24 protein-coding genes are annotated in these 26,722 nt (G+C 61.9%); 8 read left to right on the top strand and 16 right to left on the bottom strand.

Features of this window, described 5'->3' with window-relative positions; translation table 11 throughout:
* Positions 1-5: 5 nt before the first annotated feature.
* The 3 genes from ACSSNI_RS15320 to ACSSNI_RS15310 all read right to left on the bottom strand — a co-directional run bounded on the left by ACSSNI_RS15320 (position 6) and on the right by ACSSNI_RS15310 (position 3,533).
* Entirely contained in the window at positions 6-1,061 is a 1,056-nt protein-coding gene (locus ACSSNI_RS15320; protein ID WP_200639597.1) for an enoyl-CoA hydratase/isomerase family protein, read from the bottom strand.
* Positions 1,058-1,954, bottom strand: coding sequence for a 3-hydroxyisobutyrate dehydrogenase (mmsB, locus tag ACSSNI_RS15315; RefSeq protein WP_200639598.1), 897 nt, complete (start codon positions 1,952-1,954; stop codon positions 1,058-1,060). The genes ACSSNI_RS15320 and mmsB overlap by 4 nt, the downstream gene beginning before the upstream one ends.
* A gap of 67 nt (positions 1,955-2,021) precedes the next feature.
* The gene (locus tag ACSSNI_RS15310) at positions 2,022-3,533 is read right to left on the bottom strand and encodes a CoA-acylating methylmalonate-semialdehyde dehydrogenase (protein WP_200639599.1); all 1,512 of its coding nucleotides are present in this window, start codon (positions 3,531-3,533) and stop codon (positions 2,022-2,024) included.
* A gap of 228 nt (positions 3,534-3,761) precedes the next feature.
* On the opposite strand from ACSSNI_RS15310, the gene ACSSNI_RS15305 reads away from it, so the two are divergent.
* Together ACSSNI_RS15305 and ACSSNI_RS15300 are read left to right on the top strand one after the other, a co-directional pair.
* A complete protein-coding gene (locus ACSSNI_RS15305; RefSeq protein ID WP_200639600.1) occupies positions 3,762-5,552 on the top strand; it encodes a PAS domain-containing protein in 1,791 nt (596 codons plus the stop codon).
* Positions 5,549-5,911 carry a response regulator gene (locus tag ACSSNI_RS15300; RefSeq protein ID WP_200639601.1) on the top strand — a complete coding sequence of 121 codons (363 nt, stop codon included), beginning with the start codon at positions 5,549-5,551 and terminating at the stop codon, positions 5,909-5,911. The genes ACSSNI_RS15305 and ACSSNI_RS15300 overlap by 4 nt, the downstream gene beginning before the upstream one ends.
* Before the next feature lie 44 nt (positions 5,912-5,955).
* Here the strand turns inward: ACSSNI_RS15300 and ACSSNI_RS15295 are convergent, their stop codons facing one another.
* The 4 genes from ACSSNI_RS15295 to glnT form a co-directional block, all read right to left on the bottom strand.
* Positions 5,956-7,053 carry a hypothetical protein gene (locus tag ACSSNI_RS15295; RefSeq protein ID WP_200639602.1) on the bottom strand — a complete coding sequence of 366 codons (1,098 nt, stop codon included), beginning with the start codon at positions 7,051-7,053 and terminating at the stop codon, positions 5,956-5,958.
* A 221-nt stretch (positions 7,054-7,274) separates the two neighbouring features.
* Positions 7,275-7,883, bottom strand: a complete 609-nt coding sequence (locus ACSSNI_RS15290) for a TetR family transcriptional regulator (protein WP_148924381.1) — start codon at positions 7,881-7,883, stop codon at positions 7,275-7,277.
* Positions 7,884-7,972: 89 nt separating this feature from the next.
* Positions 7,973-9,046, bottom strand: a complete 1,074-nt coding sequence (locus ACSSNI_RS15285) for a putative urea ABC transporter substrate-binding protein (protein WP_102835113.1) — start codon at positions 9,044-9,046, stop codon at positions 7,973-7,975.
* Positions 9,047-9,068: 22 nt separating this feature from the next.
* Positions 9,069-10,433, bottom strand: coding sequence for a type III glutamate--ammonia ligase (gene glnT / locus ACSSNI_RS15280; RefSeq protein ID WP_200639603.1), 1,365 nt, complete (start codon positions 10,431-10,433; stop codon positions 9,069-9,071).
* A gap of 141 nt (positions 10,434-10,574) precedes the next feature.
* Here glnT and ACSSNI_RS15275 point away from each other — a divergent pair, with 141 nt between their 5' ends.
* The 6 genes from ACSSNI_RS15275 (at position 10,575) to ACSSNI_RS15250 (ending at position 19,412) form a co-directional block, all read left to right on the top strand.
* Positions 10,575-11,597 carry an alpha/beta fold hydrolase gene (locus tag ACSSNI_RS15275; protein ID WP_200639604.1) on the top strand — a complete coding sequence of 341 codons (1,023 nt, stop codon included), beginning with the start codon at positions 10,575-10,577 and terminating at the stop codon, positions 11,595-11,597.
* A 108-nt stretch (positions 11,598-11,705) separates the two neighbouring features.
* Positions 11,706-15,089, top strand: coding sequence for an ammonium transporter (gene amt / locus ACSSNI_RS15270; protein WP_200639605.1), 3,384 nt, complete (start codon positions 11,706-11,708; stop codon positions 15,087-15,089).
* Between the two features lie 349 nt (positions 15,090-15,438).
* A complete protein-coding gene (locus ACSSNI_RS15265) occupies positions 15,439-16,851 on the top strand; it encodes a circularly permuted type 2 ATP-grasp protein (protein ID WP_200639606.1) in 1,413 nt (470 codons plus the stop codon).
* Positions 16,851-17,801 carry an alpha-E domain-containing protein gene (locus ACSSNI_RS15260; protein WP_148924375.1) on the top strand — a complete coding sequence of 317 codons (951 nt, stop codon included), beginning with the start codon at positions 16,851-16,853 and terminating at the stop codon, positions 17,799-17,801. The genes ACSSNI_RS15265 and ACSSNI_RS15260 overlap by 1 nt, the downstream gene beginning before the upstream one ends.
* Entirely contained in the window at positions 17,798-18,592 is a 795-nt protein-coding gene (locus ACSSNI_RS15255; RefSeq protein WP_200639607.1) for a transglutaminase family protein, read from the top strand. Before ACSSNI_RS15260 ends, ACSSNI_RS15255 begins: the two co-directional genes overlap by 4 nt.
* A gap of 85 nt (positions 18,593-18,677) precedes the next feature.
* Positions 18,678-19,412 (top strand): proteasome-type protease, encoded by a 735-nt coding sequence (locus ACSSNI_RS15250; RefSeq protein WP_200639608.1) that lies wholly within the window; start codon positions 18,678-18,680, stop codon positions 19,410-19,412.
* Positions 19,413-19,561: 149 nt separating this feature from the next.
* Here ACSSNI_RS15250 and ACSSNI_RS15245 read toward each other — a convergent pair whose 3' ends face one another.
* The 9 genes from ACSSNI_RS15245 to ACSSNI_RS15205 are packed head-to-tail and all read right to left on the bottom strand — an operon-like array spanning position 19,562 to position 26,720.
* Complete coding sequence (locus ACSSNI_RS15245; protein WP_200639609.1) at positions 19,562-20,401, bottom strand: ABC transporter ATP-binding protein; 840 nt, start codon at positions 20,399-20,401, stop codon at positions 19,562-19,564.
* Positions 20,398-21,291: an ABC transporter permease gene (locus ACSSNI_RS15240; RefSeq protein ID WP_200639610.1), complete on the bottom strand. Its 894-nt coding sequence runs from the start codon at positions 21,289-21,291 to the stop codon at positions 20,398-20,400. Before ACSSNI_RS15240 ends, ACSSNI_RS15245 begins: the two co-directional genes overlap by 4 nt.
* Positions 21,288-22,091, bottom strand: a complete 804-nt coding sequence (locus tag ACSSNI_RS15235) for a hypothetical protein (protein ID WP_200639611.1) — start codon at positions 22,089-22,091, stop codon at positions 21,288-21,290. Before ACSSNI_RS15235 ends, ACSSNI_RS15240 begins: the two co-directional genes overlap by 4 nt.
* A complete protein-coding gene (locus ACSSNI_RS15230) occupies positions 22,088-22,882 on the bottom strand; it encodes an N-acyl homoserine lactonase family protein (RefSeq protein WP_200639612.1) in 795 nt (264 codons plus the stop codon). The genes ACSSNI_RS15235 and ACSSNI_RS15230 overlap by 4 nt, the downstream gene beginning before the upstream one ends.
* Complete coding sequence (locus ACSSNI_RS15225) at positions 22,879-23,523, bottom strand: cysteine hydrolase family protein (protein ID WP_325166589.1); 645 nt, start codon at positions 23,521-23,523, stop codon at positions 22,879-22,881. Before ACSSNI_RS15225 ends, ACSSNI_RS15230 begins: the two co-directional genes overlap by 4 nt.
* Positions 23,520-24,296 (bottom strand): creatininase, encoded by a 777-nt coding sequence (locus tag ACSSNI_RS15220; RefSeq protein ID WP_200639613.1) that lies wholly within the window; start codon positions 24,294-24,296, stop codon positions 23,520-23,522. Before ACSSNI_RS15220 ends, ACSSNI_RS15225 begins: the two co-directional genes overlap by 4 nt.
* On the bottom strand, positions 24,293-25,174 hold the full coding sequence (locus ACSSNI_RS15215) for a DMT family transporter (protein WP_234484572.1): 882 nt from the start codon (positions 25,172-25,174) through the stop codon (positions 24,293-24,295). Before ACSSNI_RS15215 ends, ACSSNI_RS15220 begins: the two co-directional genes overlap by 4 nt.
* A complete protein-coding gene (locus ACSSNI_RS15210; protein WP_200639614.1) occupies positions 25,174-25,932 on the bottom strand; it encodes an SDR family NAD(P)-dependent oxidoreductase in 759 nt (252 codons plus the stop codon). Before ACSSNI_RS15210 ends, ACSSNI_RS15215 begins: the two co-directional genes overlap by 1 nt.
* Positions 25,932-26,720 carry an SDR family NAD(P)-dependent oxidoreductase gene (locus ACSSNI_RS15205; protein ID WP_102835126.1) on the bottom strand — a complete coding sequence of 263 codons (789 nt, stop codon included), beginning with the start codon at positions 26,718-26,720 and terminating at the stop codon, positions 25,932-25,934. Before ACSSNI_RS15205 ends, ACSSNI_RS15210 begins: the two co-directional genes overlap by 1 nt.
* Between the last annotated feature and the right edge of the window lie 2 nt (positions 26,721-26,722).

Genomic DNA, 26,722 nt, shown 5'->3' with positions numbered 1-26,722 from the left:
GCTCCTCAGGCGCCGGCGAAGAAGGCCGCCACGCGCTCGGGCGTCACTTCGTCCAGCGTAGGCGGGTTCCAGCGAGGGTTCTTGTCCTTGTCGACGATCAGCGCGCGCACGCCTTCAATGATGTCGCCTTCGTCGAACCACTGGCGGTCCAGGTGAAGCTCCATGGCAAAGCAGTCGGCCAGCGACAAACTGCGACCGCGACGGAGCATTTCCAGCGTGACGCTCATCGACAGCGGCGAGCGGCTGTCCATGGTCTTGAGCGTCTCGGCCGCCCAATCGCAAAAGTCGGGGCGCGTTTCGGTGGCCAGCGAATGGCGAATGGCAGCGACGCTGTCATGGGCGAAATGCTGCTCGATGGCCGGGAACAGCGCCTTGAACGGCGCATCCGGCAATTCGGTGCAACCCATGGACACCAGCAGGTTGGTCAGTGCCTGCACCGGCGCAGCGCCCCAGTCCTGGCGGTCCAGTGCCTGTTCAAGCTCGGCGAAACGCTCGTAAGGCACGCAATAATCGGCGAGACCGGCATACAGCGCGTCGGCCGAGCCGACGTGGTTACCGGTCAGGCCCATGTAGAGGCCGAGGTTGTCCGGCAGGCGCGGCAGGAAATAGCTACCGCCCACATCCGGGAAGTAACCGATGCCGACCTCCGGCATGCCCATTCGCGTGCGCTCGGAAATCACTCGCAGCGAGGCTCCCTGAACCAGGCCCATGCCGCCGCCGAGCACGAAGCCGTTCATCAGCGCCAGCAGGGGTTTGCTGTAGGCATGGATGTACTGGTCCAGCGCATATTCTTCCTCGAAGAACGCCCGATGCAGGCTGTCGCCGCTCTTGTAACTGTCGTACAGCGAGCGGATATCGCCGCCGGCGCAGAAGGCTTTCTCGCCAGCGCCGCGCAACACCACGGCGACCACATCGGGGTCGTCCGCCCAGGCTTGCAGTTGCTCGTGGAGCATCCGCACCATGGGCAGCGTAACGGCGTTCAGCCCGGCGGGGCGATTGAGTGTGAGATAGCCGACGCGGTTGCGTACCTCGATCAGTACCGGCGCTTCTGCCTGGGTCATGTCTCGTCCTCTTGGCGGTAGAGTTTGATGATCGCGGAGAAGTCCAGCCCACCGTGGCCCTGCATGCTGAAGGCCTGATAAAGCTGCTGCGCGAGACCACCGAGGATAACCGGCTGGCGCACCTGTTTGGCCGCTTCACTGGCGAGGCCGAGGTCTTTGAGCATCAGATCGGTGCCGAACCCGCCGCTGTAGCCTCGCGAGGCCGGGCCGTTTTCCAGCACGCCAGGGAAGGGGTTGTTGATCTCCGATGCCCAGCAACGCCCGCTCGACGAGTTGATGATTCCGGCCAGCACTTTTGCGTCCATCCCCAGGGCCACGCCCAGCGACATGGCTTCGGCCACGCCAATCATCGAGATGCCGAGCAGCATGTTGTTGGCAACCTTGGCCACCTGACCGTTTCCTGTGTCGCCGCAATGGACAATGTTCTTGCCCATGGTGGCGAGGATCGGTTGTGCCTTGTGGAAGTCCGCCTCGCTGCCGCCGACCATAAAGGTCAGGGTGCCGGCTGCGGCGCCGACAGTGCCACCGGATACCGGGGCGTCGAGCATGGGGTTGCCGTTGTTTGCTGCGGCGGCGGCGACTTCCCGTGCGGACATTGGGTCGATGGTGGAGGAGTCGATCAGTAGAACGCCGGATTGGACGTTGGCCAGAAGCCCGTCTTCACCGAGGTAGACCTGCTTCACATGCGCGGCAGCCGGCAGCATGGTGATGACGGCTTCAACCCCTGCACCCGCGACGGCAGCCGGAGAGGTCGCCTCTTTGGCGCCGGCTTCGACAAGGCCCGAAACCGCAGCCGCTGAGAGGTCGAACACAGTGACTTGATGGCCGGCTTTGAGCAGGTTGCGCGCCATGGGCCCACCCATGTTGCCGAGCCCTAGAAATCCGATATGCATGGCCGTTTCCTTCTTGTTCTGATTGACGGCTGAAACGGCGCCGGGTGTTGAGCCGACGCCGATCCGATTACTTGAGGTTGATGGTGGTGTTCACCGGGCCGCCGACCTCGTTCTCATCGAACCAGCGCTGGGTGATGGTCTTGGTCTGAGTGTAGAACTGCACCACCTGCTTGCCATACGGGCCGAGGTCGCCAAGCTTGGAGGCGCGCGAGCCGGTAAAGGAGAACATGGGCACCGGTACCGGGATCGGTACGTTGATGCCGACCTGGCCAACGTCGATCTCTTCCTGAAAATGCCGGGCTGCGGCGCCGGAACGGGTGAACAGGGCGGTGCCGTTGCCGTTGGGGTTGGCGTTGATCAGCTCGATGGCCTGGTCGAGGGTGTCGACCTGCATCACGCAGAGCACCGGGCCGAAGATTTCCTCCCGGTAGATGGTCATGTCCGGCTTCACCCCGGAGAAGATGGTCGGCCCGACGAAGTTACCTTTCTCAAAGCCCGAGACCTGCGGATTGCGGCCGTCCAGCACCAGTTCTGCACCTTCCGACACGCCGTGCTCGATCAGCGAACTGATGCGATCCAGCGCAGTGCAGGACACCACGGGGCCGACATCGGTCCCGCTTTCAGCACCCGAATTAACCTTCAGTGTTTTGGCCTTGGCGACCAGATCCGGCAGCCAGCGCTGTGCTTCGCCCACCAGGATCAGCACCGACAGCGCCATGCAGCGCTGGCCAGCTGCGCCGAAGGCCGCGCCGACGAGGTTGTTGAGGGTCTGCTCCTTGTGCGCGTCGGGCAGGATGATGCCGTGGTTCTTAGCGCCCATCATGCACTGCACGCGCTTGCCGGCTCCGCTGGCGCGGTTGTAGACATGGGTGCCGACCTTGGTCGAACCGACAAAGGAAACGGCCTTGATGTCTGGGTGATCGCAGATCAGGTTCACCGCTTCGGCGCCGCCGTGAATGACGTTCAGCACGCCCGGCGGCACGCCAGCTTCCATCGCCAGTTCGGCGAGACGCATGGTCACCATCGGGTCCTGTTCGGACGGTTTGAGGACGAAGGTATTACCGGTGGCAATCGCCATGGGGAACATCCACAACGGAATCATCGCCGGGAAGTTGAACGGGGTGATGCCTGCGCACACGCCCAGCGGCTGCAGCAGCGTGTAGGTGTCGACGCCGGTGGCGACGTTGTTGGCCAGCTCGCCCAGTTGCAGATTGCCAATGCCGGCGGCGTGCTCGACCACCTCAAGCCCGCGGAACACATCGCCTTCAGCGTCCGGCAGGGTCTTGCCCTGTTCGGCAGTGAGGATGGCGGCGAGCTCCTTCATGTTTTCGCGAATCAGCTGCTGGTACTTGAGGAAGATCCGCGAGCGCGCGCCGATGGGGGTCTTGCGCCAGGTCTTGAAGGCTTCCTTGGCACTGGCGACGGCAGCGTTCATCTCCGCCTCGGTGGCGAAGGGTATGCGGGCCAGGACTTCCTGCGTCGCCGGGTTGACGATGTCGCGCCATTCGCTGGTTGATGACTCGACCAGCTCACCGCCGATCAGGAGTTTGACTGTGGGGATGGCACTTGACTGGGTCATGGCGTGTCCTAGCGATTGTTGTTCTTTGGATAGAAGAATGGATGGAGCTGTCCTGATCCTAGAGTGCATATTTGCCGACATCAATGCGGCTCGCTGCATAGCTGGTCTGCATAAATGCACAAGCTGGCCTTCGCGGTGAATACTGCTGGGCTGTCTGGACTCGCCGTCTCGCTTGGTCCGGTAAACTCTGCCGGCGGGACATCCATCGACTGGTCGTGAAAGGTGCTGATGCAGATTGCAAATATCCCCGGTGCGAACCTGGTAGCCGAATCCCTTGCGGATTCGTCGCCGTTCGATGATCCCGTATTCGACGTCATGCCTATGGGTGTGTGCGTGCTCGACGCCAATGGCGCCGTGCTGCGCTACAACCGAATGGCCGATCAGCTGTGCGGCGGTGTGTTAGCCAATCATGGCCGTCTGCGAATAGTCCGAAGCGATGGCGAGCTGATATCCCTTGCCGATACCCCGTTGGGTCACACGATCCGCACGGGGCGCGCCGCTCAGGACGTCGCGCTGCTGATCGAGCGTCCCGATGGCATTCCGGCGGCCGCACTGGCCAATATCGAAGCGCTGCGCAACGACGCCGGGCAGATCACCGGCGCAGTCGTCTGCTTTCAGGCGACGACACCTGCGCGGCAATCAAGTGCTGACCGGCGGCGTAACGTCGACTGGTTGAGCGCGATGGTGAACCACACGCCCGAGTGCGTGAAGGTGGTTGATCGCGACGGGACGCTGGTCCAGATGAACCCCGCTGGCCTGCAGATGCTGGCAGCAAATGCTCCAGAGGACGTAGAGGGTGGCTGCGTATTCGAGCTCGTTGCGTCTGAGCACCGCGCGTCTTGGCAGGAGCAACATCTGCGCGTTTGCGATGGCGAGAAACTCAGCTGGGAATTCGACATCATCAATCTCGCCGGGGAACGACGGCACATGGAAACCCACGCGGTGCCCATGACGATGCCAGACGGCAGCAACGGATCCAGCGGCGGTTACGTGCAACTGGCAATTACCCGCGACATCACCGAACGCAAGCAGCTGGAGGCCGCTAACCGAGAGGCAGAACAGCGCCTGCGCGATCTTTTGGAAGCCTTGCCCACAGCCGTTTACACCACCGATGCGAATGGCAAAGTCAGCTATTTCAACCAGGCTTGTGTCGAGCTGGCCGGGCGTGTGCCGGTGATCGGGAGCGATGAGTGGTGCGTGACCTGGAGGTTGTATTGGCCAGACGGCACACCGATGGGTCACGAGGATTGCCCGATGGCGGTGGCGCTTACCGAAAACAGCGCCATTCAGGGCGCCGAAGCGATAGCCGAGCGCCCTGACGGAACCCGCGTGCCGTTTCTCGCCTATCCCGCGCCACTGCGCAATGGCGCGGGCGAGCTGATTGGTGCGGTCAACATGCTGGTCGATATCACCGAGCGAAAGGTCGCCGAAGACCATCGCCAGCTGTTGCTCAATGAGCTCAATCATCGAGTCAAGAACACGCTCGCGACGGTGCAGTCGATTGCTGCACAAAGCTTTCGTCGAGACGCCAGCAACCAGGGCTATCACTGGTTTGAAGGGCGACTGATTGCGCTATCAAAGGCGCACGACGTGTTGTCTCGGGAGAACTGGCAAGCCGCTGACCTGCGTGAGGTGATTGAACAGGCTATCGCGCCGTTTCGGGTCGATGGTCGCCAGCGTTTCATCAGTGAGGGGCCGGCGCAGCGGTTGCGGCCCAAGCAGGCACTGGCGCTGGCCATGGCACTGCATGAGCTGTGTACCAACGCGGCCAAATATGGGGCCCTGTCCAGCGATTCGGGCCAGGTTCGCATCGTCTGGAAGCTGTCACAGTCAGAGCAGACAGCCACTTTGCAGTTGCACTGGGAAGAGGTCGGCGGGCCGATCGTTTCACCACCCGTGCGAAAAGGCTTCGGGTCGCGCCTGCTCGAACGCGGTCTGGCCGGTGAACTGAACGCTGAAGTACGTCTCGCTTTTCCCAGTGGTGGCGTTGTCTGCGATATCGAGGTGCCATTGCAATGAGCGGACTGTGTTCAAGAGTACTGGTCATCGAGGATGAGGCGCTGGTCGGGATGCTGCTGGAAGACATGCTGCAGGATATCGGCTGTGAGCATGTGGAGCTGGTGCCGCGGTTTGCCGAAGGCATGCAGGCTGCCGAGAACGGTGATTTCGATCTGGCGGTGCTGGACGTCAATCTGGACGGGGTAAGTAGCTTTCCGATTGCCGATCGACTGATTGGCCGCAACATTCCGCTGGTATTCGCGACCGGCTATGGCTCGGTCGGAATGGACCCGCGCTACGCGCACATTCCGACGCTGCAAAAACCTTTCTTCTTCAGTGACCTCGAGCAAATCGTGCGCCGGGCCCTGGCTGCTGATTGAACTGGCCTGCTGCTGCGGAATGAGGCGGCTGCAGGCCCTGGGCGTTATGGCCCCTGCATAACAATCGCCGAATTGCCCGTGCCGTCCTGCCTGATGGTCGCGTCGTACTGCTGCACGTTGTCCCACGCACCGGTCTGCAGGAGCGAAGCGTAATTCTCCGTGCCGGTCTGCTCGACGGTGCCGCTGCTGCAATAGCCCATCTGAACCACATCGATCTCGTTGGCCGTCCCGTTCTGGTCGATGACGAGACTACTGCCATCGAAGCTCTGCTCGATGTCGACCCGGTTGTCGTTACCCGTGGAGCGACCGTCCACTGTCGTCGAGCGTCCGCCTTGCTCTGCGGTCAGCACGTTGCCGGTGCCATCTTGAGTGAAAGAGAACGAAGAGAAGCCACCGGACTCCACGACATCGGCGACGTTGTCCGTGCCGATTTGCACCAGCGTTACATCACCGGACGAATAGCGTCCTCCAGAACGCTGGTCGAGGGTTGCCTCATTACCTATGCCGTTCTGGCTGATCGACGCGTATGCCCCATAGGGGAAACCATCCTGGGAGAGCCTGATGACGTTGGCTGTACCGCTCTGCTCGGTATCGGCAGCGGCGCCGCCCGTCTGTTCGATGTAGGCCGTATTGCCGTCACCGTTCTGAACGCCGGTGTAGCTTTTCCCTAAACGGCCAACCTGGAACACCTCGGTGGCGTTGCCCTGGCCATTCTGGGTAACCGTGGCGGCGTTGCCGGCACCGTCGGGTTGTTCGATATAAGCCAAGTTGCTGATCCCCGCCTGGGAGATGGCTACCGACTGGCCTGTGCCTATCGAGGATTGAAGAACCGTGGCCAGGTTGTATTCCCCGTCCTGGCTGATCGCCACGTTACCGTTAACGCCACTCTGATCGGTGATGGAGATATTGCCGCTGCCGGCCTGTTCGCTGTCGGCCGTCATCCCGGCACCGCGTTGGTCGGTGTAAACGACGTTGCCCGTGCCGTTCTGGCGCTGGGAAATACTGCTGTCTTCGCCTTGCTGGAAGACATCCGCGTAGTTTTCGGACCCCGTCTGGTCCTGGGTTGATTCATTGACCGCGTAGGCGTGGTTGATGAGCAGTACGGAAATGGCGGCTGCCAGAATTGTTCTTGTGGCTTGCATGTCAGAGTCCCTCCGGTGCGGAAGCCTGAGTTCTATTCATCAGGTTTGCCGCTGTGTATCCACCGGAAAGCCTATCTGGCATGGATGGAGGATTAATCCGGCCACCGTCGCTCTGTATTAGGCGCAGTTACTGAGTCTCAGGCAGGTATTGCCACCATTGTGCTTTGTACCGATTGGAAATAAAGAACCCGCACAGCCGCGTGGCAAGGGGCCGCGTCTGCTTAGGTCCGTGGCCAGGCGGCCAGCAGTTGCTGAGTGAACAACGCCTGTTGCGACTTGAGGCTGAACAATTCTGGCGAGAACAGCCAGCTGTGGGTGATGCCCATGAGGCTCGCATAGAGAAACAGCGCACGGCTGTGCGACTTGGCTGGGGCAGGGCTGTTGCCGGAGTCTGCCGCTTCGATCAGCTGCTCCAGCAGCTTGACGATGTCGCGTGTCAGTTTGCGCTCACGCTTGAGCGTATCGGCCATCTGCTCGGTGAACTCGGTCTTGTTCAACAAGATCTCGAACGACTGCCGGTGCCAGCGATCTTCAAGCAACAGGCGGAACCACTCGCTGATGAAGTGTTCAAGCGCCGACCGTGGCTGATCCGCCATGCCCAGGCTCTGCGAGATCAACTGCTCCAGCGGCTGCTGGGAAAATCCCAGAACCGCCTGAAACAGCTCGTCCTTGTTCTTGAAGTGCCAGTAGATCGGCCCACGGCTGAAACCCGCTTCGTCAGCGATCATCGCCAGCGTTGTATTGGAATAACCGTTCTTGCTGAACAGCTCCAGGGCGGCAGCGATGATCTTCAGGCGGGTTTGCTCGGCGTCTTCTTTTGTACGGCGCATGGGCTCGATCGTCGGGGGTGAGGGAAGGGCGAGGGAGTTCTAGCTTCCAGCGTTGGCCTGGAAGCTAGAAGCTAGAAGCCAGAAGCTTTCTACAGCTTTCCATCCGCCGCCATTTGCATGTAGGTGGTATCGAAGCGCAGTTTGACGTTGCTCTCGGAGCCGAGCAACTTGTCGCCCGGCATGGCGATGCCGACAAAATCAACCGAGTCGGCGCCGTCGCCCAGCAGGCCGTGATCGAAAGAGAACTGACGAACGCTGTCCATCGCCTGATAAGCCTCATCGCTCTGAATGAAGGCCAACGAATCGGCCGGCGTCCAGAACATCTTCATGCCCTTGAGCTGGCTTTCGTAACCGGCTTGATCGGTGCCCGATGCCTGACCAAGGGCCGCACGCGCCTTCGCCCCTTCCTCGGTATCGCTTTCAAGAATGCCCATCACCTCGTACCAGGCGCCGACCAGCGCTTTGCCGAAGTCCGGGTTGTCAGCCAGCGTTTCGCTGTTGACGATGGTCAGGTCCTTGATGTGACCGGGAATATTGCTGGAGTCGAAGGCCTTGTGCGCATCGGGCATGGCGGCGACTTCATCCAGCAGCGGATTCCAGGTCACCACGTTGCGCACGTCGTCGGTACTGAAGGCGGCGACCAGGTCGGCATCCGAGGTGTTCACCACTTGAACATCGCGCTCGCTCATCCCCACGCTGTCCAGCGCTTGGGCCAGCAGGTAGTGCGAGACCGACAGTTCGACCAGATGGATCTGCTGGTCCTTGAGGCTTTTCAGATCAGCGCTGCCCTTCATCACCAGCCCATCGTTGCCGTTGGAGTAGTCGCCAACGATCAGTGCTGTGGTATCGACGCCGCCCGCAGCCGGGATCGAAAGCGCATCCATGCTGGTGGCGACCACGCCGTCGAACTGGCCCGCGGTGTACTGGTTGATGGATTCAACGTAGTCGTTGATCTGGGTGATGTTGACCTCGATCCCGTACTTGTCGGCCCACTTTTTCATGATTCCCGACTCGTCGGCGTACTGCCAGGGCATCCAGCCGGCGTAGATGGTCCAGGCGATGTCGAAGCTTTTCTTTTCTTCAGCCTGGGCGGCGAATGGCGACAGCGCAGCGAAGATGACGGCGCCGGCACAGAGTGCTCGCTTGAAGGTATTGGCTTGCATGGTGAATCTCCTTGTCATCTGGTCAGAAGAATTTCAGGTAGCGCTGGATTTCCCAGTCGGAAACATGGGTGTGGTAGGCATTCCATTCGTCGCGTTTGTAGTCGACGAAGGCCTGGTACATGGCATCGCCGAACACCTGGCGCGACAGCGGGTCGGCCTCGAAGGCGTCGATGGCTTCGGACAGGGTGCGCGGTAGGGTCTCGATGCCCATGTCCGCGACGTCTTTTTCGCTGTAGTCGTACATGTTCTCGCGGTGCGGCTGGCCCGGTTCGAGCTTTTCGCGGATGCCTTCAAGGCCGGCTGCAAGAATCATTGCGGCGCCGAGATAAGGGTTGCAGCCGATGTCCGCCGCGCGACATTCCACGCGCGCGCCCTGGGATGGAATGCGCAGCATATTGGTGCGGTTGTTGTTGCCGTAGCAGACAAACACCGGTGCCCAAGTCGAGCCGGACATGGCGCCCTTGCGGATCAGGCGCTTGTAGCTGTTAACCGTTGGCGCGATCACCGCGCAGATGGCCTTGGCGTGTTTCAACACGCCAGCGATGAAGTGGTAGGCGAGCGGGGTGACACCGCAACCGTGAGGATCGTCGCCGTCTACCTCAAAGAGGTTCTTGCCCGAGGTCAAGTCCGCCAGAGACATGTTGTAGTGCGCGCCGCTGCCGGTGCGCTGCGCTGAGGGTTTGGGCATGAAGGTGGCGAAGGCGCCGTGCTTGCGGGCGATCTCGTTGGCCATCATGCGGAAGAACACGAAGCGGTCGGCCATGGTGAGCGCGTCCGAATACTTGAAATCGGTTTCGAACTGGCCGTTGGCGTCTTCATGGTCGAAGGAATAGACGCCCCAGCCCATCTCGTTCATGGCCTCGACCAGCTCATCGATCACCGGCAGGTTGTCCATCAGCAGGCGTGGGTCGTAGCAGGGCTTGGCCGCGGTGTCGCGATCGCTGAGCGGGGCGAAACCGCCGTCCGGCGTGTCCTTGTAAAGGAAGAATTCGGTTTCGATGCCCAGGTTGAAGCTGTAGCCCATCTCGGCCGCTGCTTCGGTCTGGCGCTTGAGAATGCCGCGTGAGCAGGCGTCGAAGGGCTTGCCGTCCAGGTACAGGTCGCTGGCAAACCAGGCCAGGCTGCGGTTCCAGCTGCATTGGGTGGCGCTGGCCGGGTCCGGCATAGCGGCGACTTCGTTGTCGCTGATCTGCTGCGGCACGCCGTCGAGCGCAGCGCCGGTATAGAGCTCGGAACCGCGCAGCATCTGGCCCAGATGAGCCAGTGGCACGAACTTGCCCTTGATCACCCCGTGCATGTCCACGTAGCTGGCCATGGCGTACTTGACGCCCTTGTCCTGCAGGCCTTGTTTGAGTTCGTCGATCTGGGAAAGCGGAAAGGTCGTCATGGTGAAAATCCCTTGCTGAATTCGGGCCAGCGTCATGCGCTGTGGCACGAATCCTTCATCCAATATACATGCCAGTGTGTATAGAAACGGTTCGGCGAAGCCCGCAAAGGTCGTCGCCAATGTGCCTCAGGAGGCCCGCAAGTGATTGAAGTTGAACGACTAAAGCAATACGCAGAGCTGGGCGATCTAGTGCTCGACAGTGGCCAGACTTTGCAGAAAGCGCAGTTGTGCTATCAGGTTGTGGGTTCGCCAAATGCCCAGAAAGACAACATCGTGCTGGTTCCCAGCTACTACGGTGGCTCGCATTGGGGCAGTCTGCCCCTGCTTGGTGCAGGGAGCCCCCTGGCCGGTGGTCACTACTGTGTGGTGCTGACCAATCTGTTCGGTGCCGGCTGGTCCAGCTCCCCCAGTAATGCCGCCGCAGGGCAGCAGGGCGCGGACTGTCCCCGCATCACGCTGACTGACAACGTGCGGGCTCAACGCATGCTGCTCGACCAGCTGTTCGGGCCGTCCTGGCAATTGCGGCTGGTGACGGGCTGGTCCATGGGCGGAATGCAGGCGCTTTACTGGGCATTGGTGTTCCCTGAAAAGGTGCGAAGCATCCTGCCGTTTTGTTGCACGGCGCGATGCTGGCCGCACAACTTCGTCTTCCTCGAAGGTGTAAAGGCCGCGTTGCAGGCTGACTCGGCCTGGCTGGGCGGGCGCTATACTGAAGCACCCGAACGCGGCCTGCGAGCCTTCGGTCGCGCCTATGCCGGTTGGGCCTACTCGCAGGCGTTCTTTCGCAAAGAACAGTGGCGTGAACTGGGTTTCCCCAGTGTCGACGCCTTGCTCGACTACTGGGAGCAAGACCATCTGGAACAGGATGCCAACGATCTGCTGTGCGTGCTGGCTACCTGGCAGTCGGCTGATCCGCCGGTGCTGGCCGGCGCGGGCAGCCTGGAGGACGCGCTGGCCCGCCTCTCGGCGCGGGCGATCATCATGCCGAGCAGCACTGATCTTTACTTCACCGTGGAGGACGCGCGCCACGAAGCCTCGCTGATGCCCAACGCCGAACTGCGCGTGCTGGAGTCGGACTGGGGCCATTGCGCGGGCGGGCCGGGGCGTAGCCCAGAGGCTATGGCGCAGGTCTTCTCTGCCATGCATGACCTGCTCGCATCCTGACCAAAAGGTCCTTTCCGGACTGGCACGTTTCTCGCTAATAGCTATTGGCCAGCGCTGCCAGGTGCTGTGCATACCGCTGCCGCTGCCGACTTCTTCCATGGGACACCTATGCCGAAAGATTCCATCGATATTCTCTGGGTAGTGCTCTGCGCCGGGCTGGTGTTCAACATGCAGATTGGCTTTCTGTGCCTGGAGGCCGGTCTGACGCGCAGCAAGAACGCTATCAATGTTGCAACCAAGAACATGGCCGACCTGTGCATCGCCTTGCTGTTGTATTGGTTGTTCGGCTTTGCGCTGATGTTCGGCACCAGCCAGGACGGCCTGATGGGCTCGGGTCTGTTCATGCTCGACTTCGCCATCGACGACAGCTGGCCGATGGCGTTTTTCCTGTTCCAGGCCATGTTCTGCACAACCGCCGCCACCATCGTCTCCGGCGCAGCGGCCGAGCGCATGCGTTTCAATGCCTATCTGATCGTCGCTGCCCTGTCGGCTGGTTTGATCTACCCGTTGTTCGGCCATTGGGCCTGGGGTGGTGCCCTGCGTGAGGGGCAGGGTTGGCTGGCGCAGCAAGGCTTTGTCGACTTTGCCGGTTCCACCGTGGTGCACGGCGTCGGCGGCTGGATCGCGCTGGCAACGGTCATGGTTATCGGCCCTCGCGCGGGACGCTTCGATACGAAGTGGCTGCGGCAGAACATGCCGGGGTCGAACCTGCCCTTGGCGATGCTGGGCGGCTTGCTGCTGCTGTTCGGATGGTTTGGTTTCAACGGTGGCAGCACCCTGAGCTTTGACGGGCGTGTGCCGGGGATCGTCGTGAATACCGTAGTGGCAGGCATGGCCGGCATGGCCTTGTCGATGTTGCTGTCGCAGTGGCGCCACGGCTACATCGCGCCCGTCGCGTTGCTCAACGGCATGCTCGCAGGGCTGGTGGCCATCACCGCAAGCGCACATGCGGTCGGCATAGCCGATTCCCTGCTGATCGGCGCGGGCGGGGGCCTGGCCATGTGGCTGTCGGACCGACTATTGGTGCGCTGCGGTATCGATGACGCCGTCGGCGCAGTGCCGGTGCACCTGGCGGCCGGCTTGTGGGGCACCGTTGCGGTGGCGCTGTTCGCTGACCCGCTACTGCTCGGCACTGGCCTGGGTCGCCTCGATCAGCTGATGGTTCAGCTGCAGGGCGTATTGGTGTGTGCGGTCTGGGCCTTTGGCGTGACCTATCTGCTGTTGCGAGTGATCAATCGTTATTACCCGATGCGGGTGGACCCCGATGACGAGCGGGTGGGGCTGAACGTCAGCGAGCATGGCGCACGCACCGAACTGATCGAGCTGCTGGACGCCATGGCCGAGCATCAGCGGCAAGGGCAGTTCCAGCGCGAAGTGGAAGTGGAACCCTTCACCGAGGTAGGCCAGATCGCGGAGCAATACAACAAGGTAATTCGCGCTCTGGAAGATGCCGTGGCGAAGACGCAGACCATCGTGCGGGATATTCGCGACGGCATCGTCACCTATGGCCGAGACGGCATCCTGACCAGCTGCAACCCGGGTGCCGAGCGGCTGTTCGGCTTGCCGGCCGAGCAGATCATCGGGCAGCCCTTTCAACGTTTTGTCTTAGGCAGCAACGCGTCGCTGTTGCCTGAGGCCGGCGGCGAGATGAAAGCTGAAATGATGCTGCACGGCAAAGACGGTGAGTTGTTCGCCGCAGAGCTGACCGCCAGCCAGGGTGGTCGCCCGGACGACGCGTTTGTCTGCATGGTGCGAGACATCACCGAACGCCGGCAGGTCGAAGAGCAGCTGTTTGCAGAGAAGATGCTCGCCCAGGTCACCCTGGCATCCATTGGCGATGGCGTGATCACCACCGACAGGGTCGGGCGTGTGCGCTATCTCAACCCCAGTGCGGAGCGCCTCATCGGTTGGAGCCAGGCTGCCGCACAGGGGCTGGTGCTTGATGAGGTGTATCAGCTTTTCGACGAAGCTACCGGTGCGCGACTGCCCAACGCCGCCAGCCTCGGTCTGCGGCGCAGAAGCGACCGTCAGGATCGTACCGAACGGCCGCCGGGCTTTCTGCAACGGCCAGATGGCACACGACTGGCGGTGCAGGATGCGGTGGCGCCCATCCGCGACGCCGAAGGAGCAATCATAGGTGCGGTGCTGACCTTTCGTGATGTCACGGTTACTCACCAGTTGGCCCGCAAGCTGACCTTCCAGGCCAACCACGACAACCTCACCGGGCTGATGAATCGCTCTGCGTTCGAACGTCGAATCGAATCGCTGCTACGTGAGTGCAGCGGTGGCGACCATGTTCTCTGCTATATGGATCTGGATCAGTTCAAGGTGGTCAACGACACCTGTGGCCACGCAGCCGGTGACGAGCTGCTGCGCCAACTGGGCCAGTTACTGAAAGGCCGCGTGCGTGGCAGTGATCTGCTGGCGCGGCTGGGCGGCGATGAATTCGGCATCCTGTTCAACAATTGTTCGTTGCAGCAGGCGGTGCGGATAGCCGAAGACATACGCCACGCGGTAGACGAGTTTCGCTTCAGCTGGGACGGCAAGAGCTTTGCGGTTGGCGCCAGCATCGGCCTGGTAGCCATTGATGAACACGTCAAAACCCTGGGGCCTTTGCTGGGCGCCGCTGACAGCGCCTGCTATGCGGCCAAGGACGGCGGTCGCAACCGCGTGCATGTGTATCAGGCGGACGATCAACAATTGATGGAACGCCGCGGCGAGATGCAATGGACGCAGCGGCTCAGGCAAGCGCTGGATGGCGACCTGTTGCGGCTGTTCGTCCAGCCCATCGTGCGTGCCGCAGGCGACGACGGTTCGCAGCGTTATGAAGTGCTGGTACGCATGCAGGGCGAGGATGGCAGCATCATTCCGCCAGGAGCGTTCATGCCGGCGGCCGAGCGCTACGACCTGGCGCCAGCGGTGGACCGCTGGGTCGTGGGTAATTTTCTGGCATGGATTGGCGATCTGCGACGTCGCCCCGGTGCGTCGCTCGGGCATTATTCGATCAACCTGTCGGCAACCTCGCTGGGGGAGGAGAGCTTTCTCGAATTCGTCCTATCAGCCATCGAGCGTCACCGGATTCCCCCCAATTGCTTGTGTTTCGAAATCACCGAAACCGCAGCAATCGCCAACCTTAGCCGCGCGATGACTTTCATGAAGAGGCTCAAGGCGGTCGGCTGCAGCTTCGCGCTGGATGACTTCGGCTCCGGTTTGTCGTCCTTTGGCTATCTGAAGACCTTGCCAGTGGACTATCTGAAGATCGATGGCAGTTTCGTGCGGGACATTGACCAGGACCCGATTGCACGAGCCATGGTGGCCTCGATCAACAACATCGGCCACGAAATGGGGCTGAGCACGGTGGCGGAGTTCGTCGAGTCGGCGGCCATTCTCGAGTGCCTGCAGGAGATCGGCGTCGACTACGTGCAGGGCTATCACCTGGGCCGGCCGGGACCGCTGTCCGAACTGTCCGGTGTGCGGATGATGCCGCGCTGAAGGGCAGCGTCGGCTGACGTGGCGACGCACATCGCTGTTTGAGCGCTGCTCGCTTCCGATTGTTTTCGTAGTGATCGGTCGGAAGTCGGGCTGTTGCCGCATGGCTGTCTGATCGCGTCGGCGTCTTTGCAGGCATTCGTAATGCCGAAGCATTTCGCAGAGCCAACGCCTTCAAAATCGTGAGCCATGTCTCAAAACGGAGCGTCGCGTTCCCAGCCCCGATCAGAATGCTCAGTAACGGTGCGGACTGCGCTGATCCACAGCCCAATGTCATCGTAATCAGTGGGGCTATACCGCGTGGCGCGTAGTTTGCACTGCTGTTGGGCAGGTTTCTGTTCGAGGGCTCCGCATGGACCGCGTTTTTTACGATGAGATGTACGATGCGCAGGGCAAATGCCGCTCGCACTACCAAGCGTTCTCGACCTGGCTTTCCGATACGCCACCCGAGCTGCTCGCGCAAAGGAGGCGCGAGGCCGACCTCCTGTTTCACCGTGCCGGGATAACCTTCACCCTTTATGGAGATGACCAAGGCACCGAGCGTCTTCTGCCGTTCGACACCATTCCTCGCTCGATCCCCATGAGCGAGTGGCGAGTCGTGGAGCGGGGCTGCATTCAGCGGGTGCAGGCGCTCAACATGTTTCTTGCCGATCTTTACCGAGACCAGCGCATCATCAAGGCGGGACTGGTTCCAGCAGAGCAGGTCCTGGCCAACGAAGGTTATCAGCCGGCCATGCAGGGCCTGGATTTGCACCGCAACCTCTATGCACACATCGCAGGCGTCGACCTCGTTCGCGACGGTGACGGGACCTACTACGTACTGGAAGACAATCTGCGCACGCCTAGCGGCGTCAGCTACATGCTGGAAGATCGCAAGATGATGATGCGGCTGTTTCCTGAGCTGTTTTCAGCCCAGCGCATCGCTCCGATCAACCATTATCCCAACCTGCTGTTGGAGACACTGAAGAACGCCAGTCCTCTGGATAATCCGTGTGTAGTGGTGATGACGCCGGGCCGCTACAACAGTGCGTATTTCGAGCATGCCTTTCTTGCCCGCGAGATGGGTGTGGAGCTGGTCGAAGGTGCGGACATGTTTGTTCGTGATGAATGTCTGTACATGCGCACCACCTCCGGAGCTCGTAAAGTCGATGTCATTTACCGTCGCCTCGACGATGCGTACATGGATCCGCTGGCCTTCAATCCCGACTCCTCACTGGGCGTTCCGGGTCTGCTGTCGGCCTATCGGGCGGGCAATCTGGTCCTGGCCAATGCCATCGGCACTGGCGTTGCCGATGACAAGTCGGTGTATCCATTCGTGCCCGACATGATTCGCTTCTATCTGGATGAGGAGCCGGTTCTGGCCAACGTGCCGACCTGGCAATGTCGAAAGCCGGCCGATCTCTCTCATGTACTGGCCAACCTGAAGGATCTTGTCGTCAAGGAAACACAGGGATCTGGCGGCTATGGCATGCTGGTCGGACCGGCCGCGAGCGCGGCCGAGATCGAGATGTTTCGTGCCCGCATCAAGGTCAATCCCAGCGCCTATATCGCTCAGCCGACCCTCTGCCTGTCGACGTGCCCAACGTTCGTGGAAAACGGCATCGCGCCTCGGCACATCGACCTGCGTCCGTTCGTCTTGAGCGGCCGCGAGACACGGTTGGTCCCTGGCGGCCTGACACGCGTGGCGCTACGAGAGGGATCGCTGGTCGTCAATTCGTCTCAGGGTGGCGGCACCAAGGACACCTGGATTGTGGAGGACTGCTGATGCTCAGTCGAACGGCTGCCGATCTGTACTGGATGTCTCGTTATTTGGAGCGTGCCGAGAACATGGCGCGCATGCTGGAGGTCAGCTACTCGCTTTCATTGATGCCGCAAGATGGCCGCGGCGATGGCCTCGACGAACTGGCCATGCCGCTGTTGATCACCGGTACGCTGGATCACTACCGGGAGCAGCAGGGTGAACTGAACGTCGACCGGATGCTGCATTTCTTTGCGCTCGACGAGAGTAATCCTGCCAGCCTCTTCAATTGCCTGCGCTTGGCGCGTAGCAACGCTCACGCTGTGCGCGGGCGCATCACGTCAGACATGTGGGAGAACATCAATGCGGCCTGGCTGGAAATGCCTGGCATCGCGGAGCAAGGGCTCGGGCGATACGGTATCAACCGCTTTTGTGAATGGGTAAAGGAGCGCTCGCATCTGTTCAGAGGCGCTACCGTGGGCACCATCATGCGCAGCGACGCCTACCGGTTCATCCGTCTCGGTACGTTCATCGAGCGGGCCGATAACACGCTGCGCTTGCTGGACGCCCGGCACGAGTTGCTTGGCGAAGAAAGCGAGAACCTCGACGACAGATCCGCTCGCGCTTACTACCAGTGGAGCGCCTTGTTGCGTGCGTTGTCATCATTTGAGGCGTTCGCCGAAATCTATCGCGGCTCGCCACGCACGGCAAAGGTTTCCGAGTTGCTGCTGCTGAGGGCTGATGTGCCGCGTTCGCTGCGGTCCTGTCTGGTCGAACTGCAACTGATTCTGGCGAGTCTGCCGGGAGATAACGGTCGGCCCGCCCAACGCCTGGCTTCCGAGCTTGAAGCCGGCTTGCGTTACACCTCTATCGATGAAGTGCTGGATACCGGTCTGCATGACTGGATCACGGCCTATATCGACCAGATCGGGCGACTGGGCAGCGCCATTCATTCTTCTTATCTGGAGGCCGCATGAAACTATCCATCAGCCATGACACCAGCTATCGCTACCAGGATCAGGTGCGCGCAAGTATTCAGTACCTGCGGCTGACACCTCAGCAGAGCCAACGGCAGCACGTCTTCAATTGGCAGCTTGAGTTGCCCAGACCCGTGCGTGCACAACGTGATCCCTACGGAAACGTCTTGCATGTGCTGACGCTCGATGAGCCGCATGACGAATTGGTCATCCGTGCGCAGGGGCAAGTGGAAATCGACGAATCCTGTGAGTGTGAGGCTGAAGAGGGATCGCCACTGCCTTTCTTGCGGTCGAGCCCCCTGACCCAGGCCGACGGCGCCCTCAAGGACTTCGCCCATAGCCAGTGCGGTGCGCGTCGCGATCGAGAGGCGCTGAGCAATTTGATGAACGCTCTGGCCGACCACATGATCTACACGCCTGGCTCCACACAGGTGGAAAGCACCGCGGCCCAGGCATTTGCCGGCGGTGCCGGTGTCTGCCAGGACCACAGTCATGCATTCATCGCTTGTAGTCGTTCGCTGGGCATTCCTGCACGCTATGTGTCTGGGTATTTGCTGACCGACGACAGCGGCCATCTCGCCAGTCACGCATGGGTTGAGGCGTGGTTCGAGGGGCAGTGGTACAGCTTTGACGTCTCCAATCGACTGATCCGCCCCGACCGCCATCTGAAATTGGCAGTCGGGCTGGATTATCTTGATGCCTGTCCAGTACGGGGCATGCGCCGCGGCGGCGGTAGCGAGTCGATGCATGCACACGTACAGGTGATGCCTATGCAAATGGCGGCGCAGTAGCGACCGGGTCAATTACCGGCGCTCACTGAAGCTATTTATCTGCGCCTCCTATACGGCCAGCCTTTACTTAACGAGCCAGAAAAGCATGACCTATTGTGTAGCCATGAACCTGGCAGACGGACTGGTGTTCGTTTCGGATTCGAGAACCAACGCGGGCGTTGATCACATCGCGACGTTTCGCAAGCTCTATCGATTTGGGGTCCCCGGCGAGCGGATGATCGTGCTGCAAACGGCTGGCAACCTGGCAACATCGCAGGCAGTAGTCAGTTTGCTGCGCCATCGACTGACGGGTGAGGGCATTCATCTGAACAACGTGCCGACCATGTTCGCTGCGGCTCGCCTGGTGGGTGAAACCATGCGGGAGGTCGTCGCACACGACAGCACTCCGAGCACAGGCCCGGAAATCGACATGAGCAGCTCGTTCCTTATTGGCGGGCAAATCGCTGGTGAAGAACCCGAGCTATACAACTTGTATCCGCAAGGAAACTTCATCTGCGCAACGACTGACACGCCTTATTTTCAGATCGGCGAAAGCAAGTATGGAAAGCCGATTCTGGACCGCGCCCTCAGCCATACCACCACGCTGGATCAGGCAATGCGCTGCGCACTCATTTCCTTTGACTCAACCATCCGCAGCAATTTATCGGTCGGAATGCCGCTGGACCTGATGGTCTACCGCAAGGACAGCCTGGAGCTTCCTGAAGGCCACCGGATTACCGAGGGTGATCCGTATTTTCAGGAGATCCGTGAGCAATGGTGCAGCACTCTGCGACGTTTGCTTGAAGAGTTGCCGCCAGCGCCGGCATTTTATCTCGACTGAACGGCTGGGCTATCAATCACGATGGCGCACAGGGTGCGCCTGAATGTAAAAAAGTTGCGGCGTTGCATCTCAACCACGTGCCGCGCTGTTTTTTCCTCTAAAGCGGGGGCGTACTGGTCTACGGGCATGCCCGCTGAACGGGACTCCGCTTAACCCGCGATGGCCGTCAGTTTCGCCAGCTGATCGAGGTCGGTCTGCATGCCGGAGGTCTCGCGAATCCGCCCGAGGATCTCGCGCTTGAGGGCGGTGAATTCAGGCGAGAGCTTCATGTCCTGATGGCGCTGTGCGGGCAGCGGGACGTCGTAAATCGAGTCGATGCGCCCCGGCCGCGGCGCCATCAACACTACGCGGCCGCCCAGGTAGATGGCTTCCTCGACGTCATGGGTGACGAACAGAATGGTGGTCTTCTCCAGCCTGTGAACATGCCGGATCAGGTCGTGCATCACCTCGCGGGTCTGCGCATCCAGCGCGCCAAAGGGCTCATCCATCAACAAAGTCGCGGGTTTGGGCATCAAGGCCCGGGCAATGGCTACGCGTTGCTGCATGCCGCCGGAGAGCTGGCTGGGAAAGGCCTCGGCGAAGATGGTCAGGCCCATCAGACTGAGCAACGCATCGGCTCGGCCGGCCGCTGTTTCCACATCGCCATCGCCACGCACGGTGTCAGAGATGACCTTGAGCTGACGGCAGAACTTGATGTTCTTCATCACCGTCAGCCAGGGGTAGAGGCTGTAGTGCTGAAAGACCATGGCGCGGTCGACTCCCGGGCCGTCCACGGGCTTACCGTCGAGCAGGATTTCTCCACAGCTGAGTGTTTCCAGCCCGGCGATGATGCGCAGCAGGGTGGACTTGCCGCAGCCCGATGCGCCGACAAAGGTGATGAATTCGTTTGGCTGGATATCCAGGTTGACAGCCTGCAGCGCCTCGACCTCGCGCTTCTCGCTGACGAAAGTCTTGCCCACCTGCTGAATGCGGATCTTGGCGTCGCTCATGCTTGTTTTCTCCATGGGAAGGCCCGGCGTGACAGCCAGCGGAAGCCCTGGTCGGTGAGCAGGCCGATGATGCCGATCAACAGAATCCCGGCGAAGATCTTGTCGGTATGCATGTAGCGCTGTGCCTTGAGGATGGCGTAGCCGAGGCCCGAATTGGCAGCCACCAGCTCGGCGACGACCAGGTAGGTCCAGGCCCAGCCGCAGGTGATGCGCAGGGTATCGAGAATGGCCGGACGCGCCGACGGCAGGATCACCAGCTTGACGATCTCGCCCCGGTTGGCGCCCATGGTCTGCGCCGCTTCGATCTGCGTCATAGGTACACGGCGCACGTCTTCGGCCACCATCAAGACCATCTGGAAGAAGGTGCCGATAAAGATGATCAGCACCTTCGAACCCTCGTCGATGCCGACCCAGAGCATCACCAGCGGAATGAAGGCTACCGCCGGCATGTAGCGGATAAAGTCGGTCAGTGGCTCGAGAAAAGCCTGCACCGGGCGATAGGTGCCGATGTACAGCCCCAGCGGCAGCGCGAGCAGAGCCGAGGCGCCGAAGCCAGCCATCACCCGCCAGACGCTGATGCCTATGTCGGTTAACAAGCCTTCGCTGGCCCACCAGCGGCCCAGGCGTTCGAGCACAGCGCCGGGGCTGGGCATGAACATCGGGTCCGCCAGCCCCAGAGCGGTATAGGCCCACCAGAGCACGAAGGGCGCAATCAGCCCTGCGGCTGCCAGTGCCCAGACCGTGGTTTTCGGCAGATCGCCTCGGATGCGCCACCAGCGCGCTCGGCGTGGCTTGGCCGGGACCGTGTGCGGCGTGCTGGCGGGCTGCCTTTCCGCCGCCGTGGGACGATCCAGAGCGGTGTCCGCGGTAAGGGATAAATGCGCCGTCATGCGACTACCTCTTGAACGGTCGGTAAATGCGGGTTCGCTACGCTGACCCAGCCCAGCGCTGGAGGAAAATGGCCGATGCGGGCCAAATCCTCTTCGGGAATCCCGGCCGGTTGGCTGAAATTCCAATAGCTCGGCAGCAGGCTGTCACCGACACGTCCGGGCAGGGTCGAGTGGCTGATCATCCAGGGCGTCGCACCGTTGCGTTGGCGGCCGAAGGAAATCTCGCAGGCCAGCAGTTCGAGCCGTTTTGCCGGCGCGGCGCGGGCGACCTGATCGCGCAGGCGACTACCATCTGCGTCCAGGGCCACGGGCCGGTCGGCGGCGAACATGAAGTAGTCTCCGGCCACCAGCAGACAGGCCTGTCGCTCCGGCTCATCGGCCGAGCGCAGCCACAGGCCCCAATTGGTCCCTTCCGATTCGGGCACGCGCTGCCAGACCTCGTGATAGCGGCCGTCCAGGCCGTCTTCAAGCAACTGATCCGCACCTTCGAAACGCATACGGCCGATGTCTGGTGCAGCGCCTGGTGGCTGGTAATCGATCAGACGCTGCCATTGGCAGATGTCACCCTCCACCAGGGTCAGCCCGGCAAAGCCGCCTTGCTCGCACAGGTCGAGCTGTTGGGCCTGCGAACAGGTAGCCAGGGACGCGGAGGCGGTCGGCGGGTGAGGGATGCGTATGTCGGCGTGCAGTTGGGCGGTCTGTAGCCAGTAGACATCGCTGGTTTCATCGCGGCGCCCGTCGGTCGTGGTCAACAGACGGCGTCGCCACACGCCCAGATAAGATTCGGGAACACTGTTCATGCGTGGTACTCCGGGAAGCGTTTGAGGGTTCGCCAGAAGGCCATGTCGTGGTTCGGCCACAACTCAGCCTTGGCTTCGGCGGCCAATCCCTTGAGCTTGCGAATGCTGTCCAGCGCCAGGTCTTCTCTGTCTTGCCAGCAGACACCGGGCGCGATTTCATCGGTGAGGTTTTCCTGCAGGTCGGCCGCATCGCCGGTCAGAATCACCGGCTTGCCGTGCGGCAGTTCGACCATCAATGACATGTGGCCGGCGGTGTGCCCAGGCGTGTTGATCGCCTGCACACCCGGCACCAGCTGGTATTCCTCGCGCTGCAATTTCCAGCGCTGCTGGTCGACGATGGTGTCGGAGAAGTCGTCCGCAAAGTAGGCATCGTCGGCCTCGGCGAGCGCAGCCTCCAGTTCGGCCTCGTGCACGTGCACATCGCAACCGCATAGCTCGCACAGCCCACCGGCGTGGTCGAAGTGCAGGTGGCTTAGAAACACCAGGTCGATGTCGGCTGGTGTCAGCCCGTGCCGGGCCAGATGCGCGGGCAGGCGCTGATCCTCGGTCATCTGCGGCGGGCCCATGGGGAACTCCACCGGGTCGTACCACCGAGCTTTGAGTATGGGGTCGCTGAGCTTGGCGTAGTCGCAGCCGACGTCGAAAAGGATGCGGCCCTGCCGTGTCTCAATCAGAAACGCCAGGATCGGCGCCTCGATCTGGACACCCTGGCCCCGATTGCGGGTCGAGATGGACTTGTCGTAGCGATGGGTCGCGGTGAGCAGCGGCCAGAGTTTGAGCACATCGGTCATGCGGGCATCTCCAGCAGGGCAATAAGCGCATCACTGGTGATGACTTCACCGAACAGCCCGCCCTCGACGCCAATCATCGACAGCGCGGCCGCGTGCAGCGCGGGGTAGGCCGAGCCGCAGGCATCAGCGACGGTCAGGCAGGAGAAACCGAGGTCCACCGCGTGTCGCAGGGTCGAAGACACGCAGACTTCGGTGGTCACGCCTGTCAGAATCAACTGCCCAATGCCGCGATTGCGCAGCAGCAATTCCAGGTCGGTGTGAGCGAAGGCGCTGTAGCCCGGCTTGTCGATCACCGGCTCACCCGCCTCGGGTTGCAGTTCATCGATCAGGTCATTGCCGTATTCACCACGCACCATCAGGCGACCCATGGGGCCAGGCGTGCCGATGGGTGCGCCGCTGGCTTCGGCGCGCCGCCGCTTGGTCTCGGGCAGGTCACTGAGGTCGGCCCGATGGCCTTCGCGGGTGTGCGCGATGAACAGGCCGCAACGGCGTGCGGCGACCAGCAACTGGCGGATCGGCTCAATGGGCGCTCGCAGCCGCTCGATGTCCAGGCCGGCTTGATCGGCATAGCCGCCCGGTGCGCAGAAGTCGCGCTGCATGTCGATTACCAGCAGCGCGGTATGCGCCAATGCCGGATTCACAGGAGATTCTCCAGAGCAAACTCACCGCGCACAGCGGCAGCAATACCGCCCACGATGTCTTCGGCCATGCGCTGACCTTTTGCTGCCGTCGAGCCCTTGGCCGAAGACAGCACGCCAGACGGCGGTACCCACTCGGTGCGGGGCGGATACATGTCGTGGGGTGGAAAGTCGGCGGGGGCTTCGTCCGGGATGCGCTCCAGCGCCACCAGGCTGGGGTAGTAATGCAGCATCAGCGAGGTTTCGATGACAGCGGCGTGCTCCAGGGCGAAGCCTGGAAAACCGTCTGGAAACACATCGGCCAGGGTGTCCTCACGGCAGAAGTCCCAATGCTCCAGGCGCATGATCTCGAGCCCCGCATCCGGTCCCAGATCACGTAGCGCCAGTTGAATGCCTTCGCCAACGAACCACTGGTTTTCGTAATGGCCAACCACCAGCACCAATCGCTTCACGCCGTGCCGATGGAATTCGCGCACGGCGTCGCGCACCAGGGCGCTTAGCGTGGCGCCATCAAGGCTGGTGGTGCCGCAGAAGTGCTGGCCGCCACCGCATTTGGGCTGTGATTTGTAGCCGTAGGACAGCGCTGGCGCGACCAGCCCGCCGACACGTTGCGCCACATCGGCGCAGATGGCGCTGGCAAGCAGCGCATCGGTGCCCAGTGGCAGGTGCGGGCCGTGCTGTTCGGTGGCACCGCAAGGCAGGAAGAGCACGGAGCCGTCACGAACGCGGTGTTCGTACTCGACCCAGCTCAGTTGATCCATGTGCACGCTGTTCATAGCGAAGGACTCCGAATTACGGTCAGGGCCAGGCGTTCTGGCCAGCTGGCGGTCAGTGCCGCAATCATGACAAGGGCTGCACCCAGCCATTCATGGGTGCCGATGGCCTGGTTGCCGAGCCAGGCGGAAGAGAGCACGGCGGCCACCAGTTCGAAGACCACTAGCACCGCCGCGCGCCCAGCCTCGATGTGACTGACGCCGTACTGCACGGCAGCCATGCTCAGCAGCCAGCCCAGCGCCATCAGGCCGATCTGCCAGCTCAGCGTGAGACTCAGCGGTGGCGGGTATTCACCAAGCACAGGGCAGAGCACAACGGCAATCAGTGCACTGCCCAGGAACGGCGCCAACGTCTTGCTCGCCAGTGGCACCTGATCGGCGGCGCGCGTGGCGAGATTGTTCAGGCTGAAGCCGAGGCCAGCGGCGAGTGCGAGCCAGTCGCTGCCGCTCAGTGGGTGGGTCAGTGCGCTGCTGATATTCAGTGTCAAGGCAATGCCGAGCATGGCCAGCAGCAGGGCACCGATACGCAGCGGCGTCAGGCGTTCGCCCAGCAGCAACCAGCCACCCAGTACGCCCCAGACAGGTGCGAGGTAGAACAGCAGCATGACCCGCACCACCTCGCCGATGGCCAGCGCCGTGACCAGTGCAGCGGTCGCACCGCCTCCACAGACGGCGATGGCCAGCAAACCGTTGCGCTGCGGCATCCACGCACGGCGCTCGAACCACAGCACTGGAATGGCGAAGAGGCTGAGCAAGCCATAGACCAGCAGTACCAGCGGCATGCCGACCAGCCCGACGCTGGCGAAATGGTGCAGGGGCAGCCAGCCGAGGCCCCAGGCGACTGCGCCGGTGACCAGTAAGATCTGCGGGAGCAGGGTCATCAGGCGCCCATCCAGGAGCCGCCATTGGGCCCGAGTGTTTGCCCAGTGAAGTAGCTGGCCTGGGGCGAGAGTAGAAAAACAATGGCGGCCGCGACCTCGTCCGGCGTACCAAGCCGGGCCATGGGTATGTCGAGTTCCTTGGCCATCCACTCACGACTCATGTGCGCTGGCGAAACCATGGCCGTGGCGATGGGGCCCGGCGCGACGGCGTTCACACGGATGCCGCTGGCGGCGAATTCGCGGGCCAGTGAGCGCGTCAGGCCGATCACGGCGGCCTTGGCGGTGCAATATGAGGCGTAATCGCTGCGGCCAAGAAAACCGAGGTCCGAGGCCACATTGACGATGGCCCCGCAGCCGCGCGGTTGCATATGGCGCAGTGCGTGCTGGCAGCAGCGGTAGACGCCATGCAGGTCGACGCCGAGCACCTGCGCCCAGTCCTGTTCAGTGGTGTCGAGAAAAGGTTTCTCCAGGATGATCCCGGCATTGTTGACCAGCAGATCCAGCGGCCCGTCGGCGAGGATCTGTTCGAACATCCCTGCAACGGCGGCTGCAGAACCAACATCAGCCTCGACATGGCGCACCTGGCCACCGCGCGATTCGATTTCTGCACACAATTGTTCCGCCAGTTCGTGCTGGCCGAGGTGATTGATCCAGACCCGCGCGCCGGCTCTTGCCAGGCCCACGGCGGTTGCACGACCAATGCCGGTCGCCGCGCCGGTGACCAGGGCCACCTTGCCCTCCAGTGGCAAACAATCCATCAATGCATGACCTCGCCGTGGCTGACTGACAGCGCCTGGCCGGTCAGCGCCGCGGCCAGCGGCGAGCCGAGAAACAGAAAGGTGCCGGACAGGTCCGCTGGGGTCAGCAATTCCGGAATGGCCTGGGCGGCTAGCACAGCGACCAGTTCTTCGGTCTCGCTGCGGCCGTTTTCCGCTGCCATGATGCGCAGCGAGCGCATCGCGGCATCGGTGCCTATCCAGCCAGGGCAGACGGCATTGACGCGGATGCGCCGAGGCCCCAGTTCCCACGCCAAGGAGCGCGTCAGGCCGATCACTGCATGCTTGCTTGCCGCATAGGCGGAAAAGCCCGGCACGCCTTTCAAGCCCCAGATCGAAGCCTGGTTGATCACGCTGGCACCGGCGCGCAGGCGAGGCAGCAGCGCACGAGTCAGGCGCTGCATGGACGACACGTTGTTATCCAGTAGCTGCGCCCAGCAAGCGTCGGCTTCGGCAGTGGGTTCGGTAATGGGTGTCTGGTACTCGACACCGGCATTGTTCACCAGCACCTCGACCGAGCGGTTGCGGCAGGCGAGGTCGTCAGCGAATAGCTGCACCGCCCGCCAATCGCCGAGCTCAAGCGTGGTGGCGTGCAGCGGGCCCTCCGGCTGCAAACTTTCGACCAGTTCGGCGAGGGCGTCCGGGTCGCGGTCGACCAGTTCCAGCGTGGCGCCGGCCTCGGCGTAGGTCTTGGCCAGCTGCCGACCAATGCCGCCAGCAGCCCCGGTGAGTACGACACAACGTCCGCGATAATCGAGTGCTTTATGCATTT

The sequence above is a fragment of the Stutzerimonas tianxiuensis genome, assembly GCF_053470365.1.
This window is presented reverse-complemented; position numbering and strand designations above follow the sequence as displayed.

Coding starts and splice junctions, on each gene's coding strand:
- ACSSNI_RS15320 (WP_200639597.1), bottom strand. CDS start 1,061: ATGACCCAGGCAGAAGCGCCGGTACTGATCGAGGTACGCAACCGCGTC.
- mmsB (WP_200639598.1), bottom strand. CDS start 1,954: ATGCATATCGGATTTCTAGGGCTCGGCAACATGGGTGGGCCCATGGCG.
- ACSSNI_RS15310 (WP_200639599.1), bottom strand. CDS start 3,533: ATGACCCAGTCAAGTGCCATCCCCACAGTCAAACTCCTGATCGGCGGT.
- ACSSNI_RS15305 (WP_200639600.1), top strand. CDS start 3,762: ATGCAGATTGCAAATATCCCCGGTGCGAACCTGGTAGCCGAATCCCTT.
- ACSSNI_RS15300 (WP_200639601.1), top strand. CDS start 5,549: ATGAGCGGACTGTGTTCAAGAGTACTGGTCATCGAGGATGAGGCGCTG.
- ACSSNI_RS15295 (WP_200639602.1), bottom strand. CDS start 7,053: ATGCAAGCCACAAGAACAATTCTGGCAGCCGCCATTTCCGTACTGCTC.
- ACSSNI_RS15290 (WP_148924381.1), bottom strand. CDS start 7,883: ATGCGCCGTACAAAAGAAGACGCCGAGCAAACCCGCCTGAAGATCATC.
- ACSSNI_RS15285 (WP_102835113.1), bottom strand. CDS start 9,046: ATGCAAGCCAATACCTTCAAGCGAGCACTCTGTGCCGGCGCCGTCATC.
- glnT (WP_200639603.1), bottom strand. CDS start 10,433: ATGACGACCTTTCCGCTTTCCCAGATCGACGAACTCAAACAAGGCCTG.
- amt (WP_200639605.1), top strand. CDS start 11,706: ATGCCGAAAGATTCCATCGATATTCTCTGGGTAGTGCTCTGCGCCGGG.
- ACSSNI_RS15265 (WP_200639606.1), top strand. CDS start 15,439: ATGGACCGCGTTTTTTACGATGAGATGTACGATGCGCAGGGCAAATGC.
- ACSSNI_RS15260 (WP_148924375.1), top strand. CDS start 16,851: ATGCTCAGTCGAACGGCTGCCGATCTGTACTGGATGTCTCGTTATTTG.
- ACSSNI_RS15255 (WP_200639607.1), top strand. CDS start 17,798: ATGAAACTATCCATCAGCCATGACACCAGCTATCGCTACCAGGATCAG.
- ACSSNI_RS15250 (WP_200639608.1), top strand. CDS start 18,678: ATGACCTATTGTGTAGCCATGAACCTGGCAGACGGACTGGTGTTCGTT.
- ACSSNI_RS15245 (WP_200639609.1), bottom strand. CDS start 20,401: ATGAGCGACGCCAAGATCCGCATTCAGCAGGTGGGCAAGACTTTCGTC.
- ACSSNI_RS15240 (WP_200639610.1), bottom strand. CDS start 21,291: ATGACGGCGCATTTATCCCTTACCGCGGACACCGCTCTGGATCGTCCC.
- ACSSNI_RS15235 (WP_200639611.1), bottom strand. CDS start 22,091: ATGAACAGTGTTCCCGAATCTTATCTGGGCGTGTGGCGACGCCGTCTG.
- ACSSNI_RS15230 (WP_200639612.1), bottom strand. CDS start 22,882: ATGACCGATGTGCTCAAACTCTGGCCGCTGCTCACCGCGACCCATCGC.
- ACSSNI_RS15220 (WP_200639613.1), bottom strand. CDS start 24,296: ATGAACAGCGTGCACATGGATCAACTGAGCTGGGTCGAGTACGAACAC.
- ACSSNI_RS15215 (WP_234484572.1), bottom strand. CDS start 25,174: ATGACCCTGCTCCCGCAGATCTTACTGGTCACCGGCGCAGTCGCCTGG.
- ACSSNI_RS15210 (WP_200639614.1), bottom strand. CDS start 25,932: ATGGATTGTTTGCCACTGGAGGGCAAGGTGGCCCTGGTCACCGGCGCG.
- ACSSNI_RS15205 (WP_102835126.1), bottom strand. CDS start 26,720: ATGCATAAAGCACTCGATTATCGCGGACGTTGTGTCGTACTCACCGGG.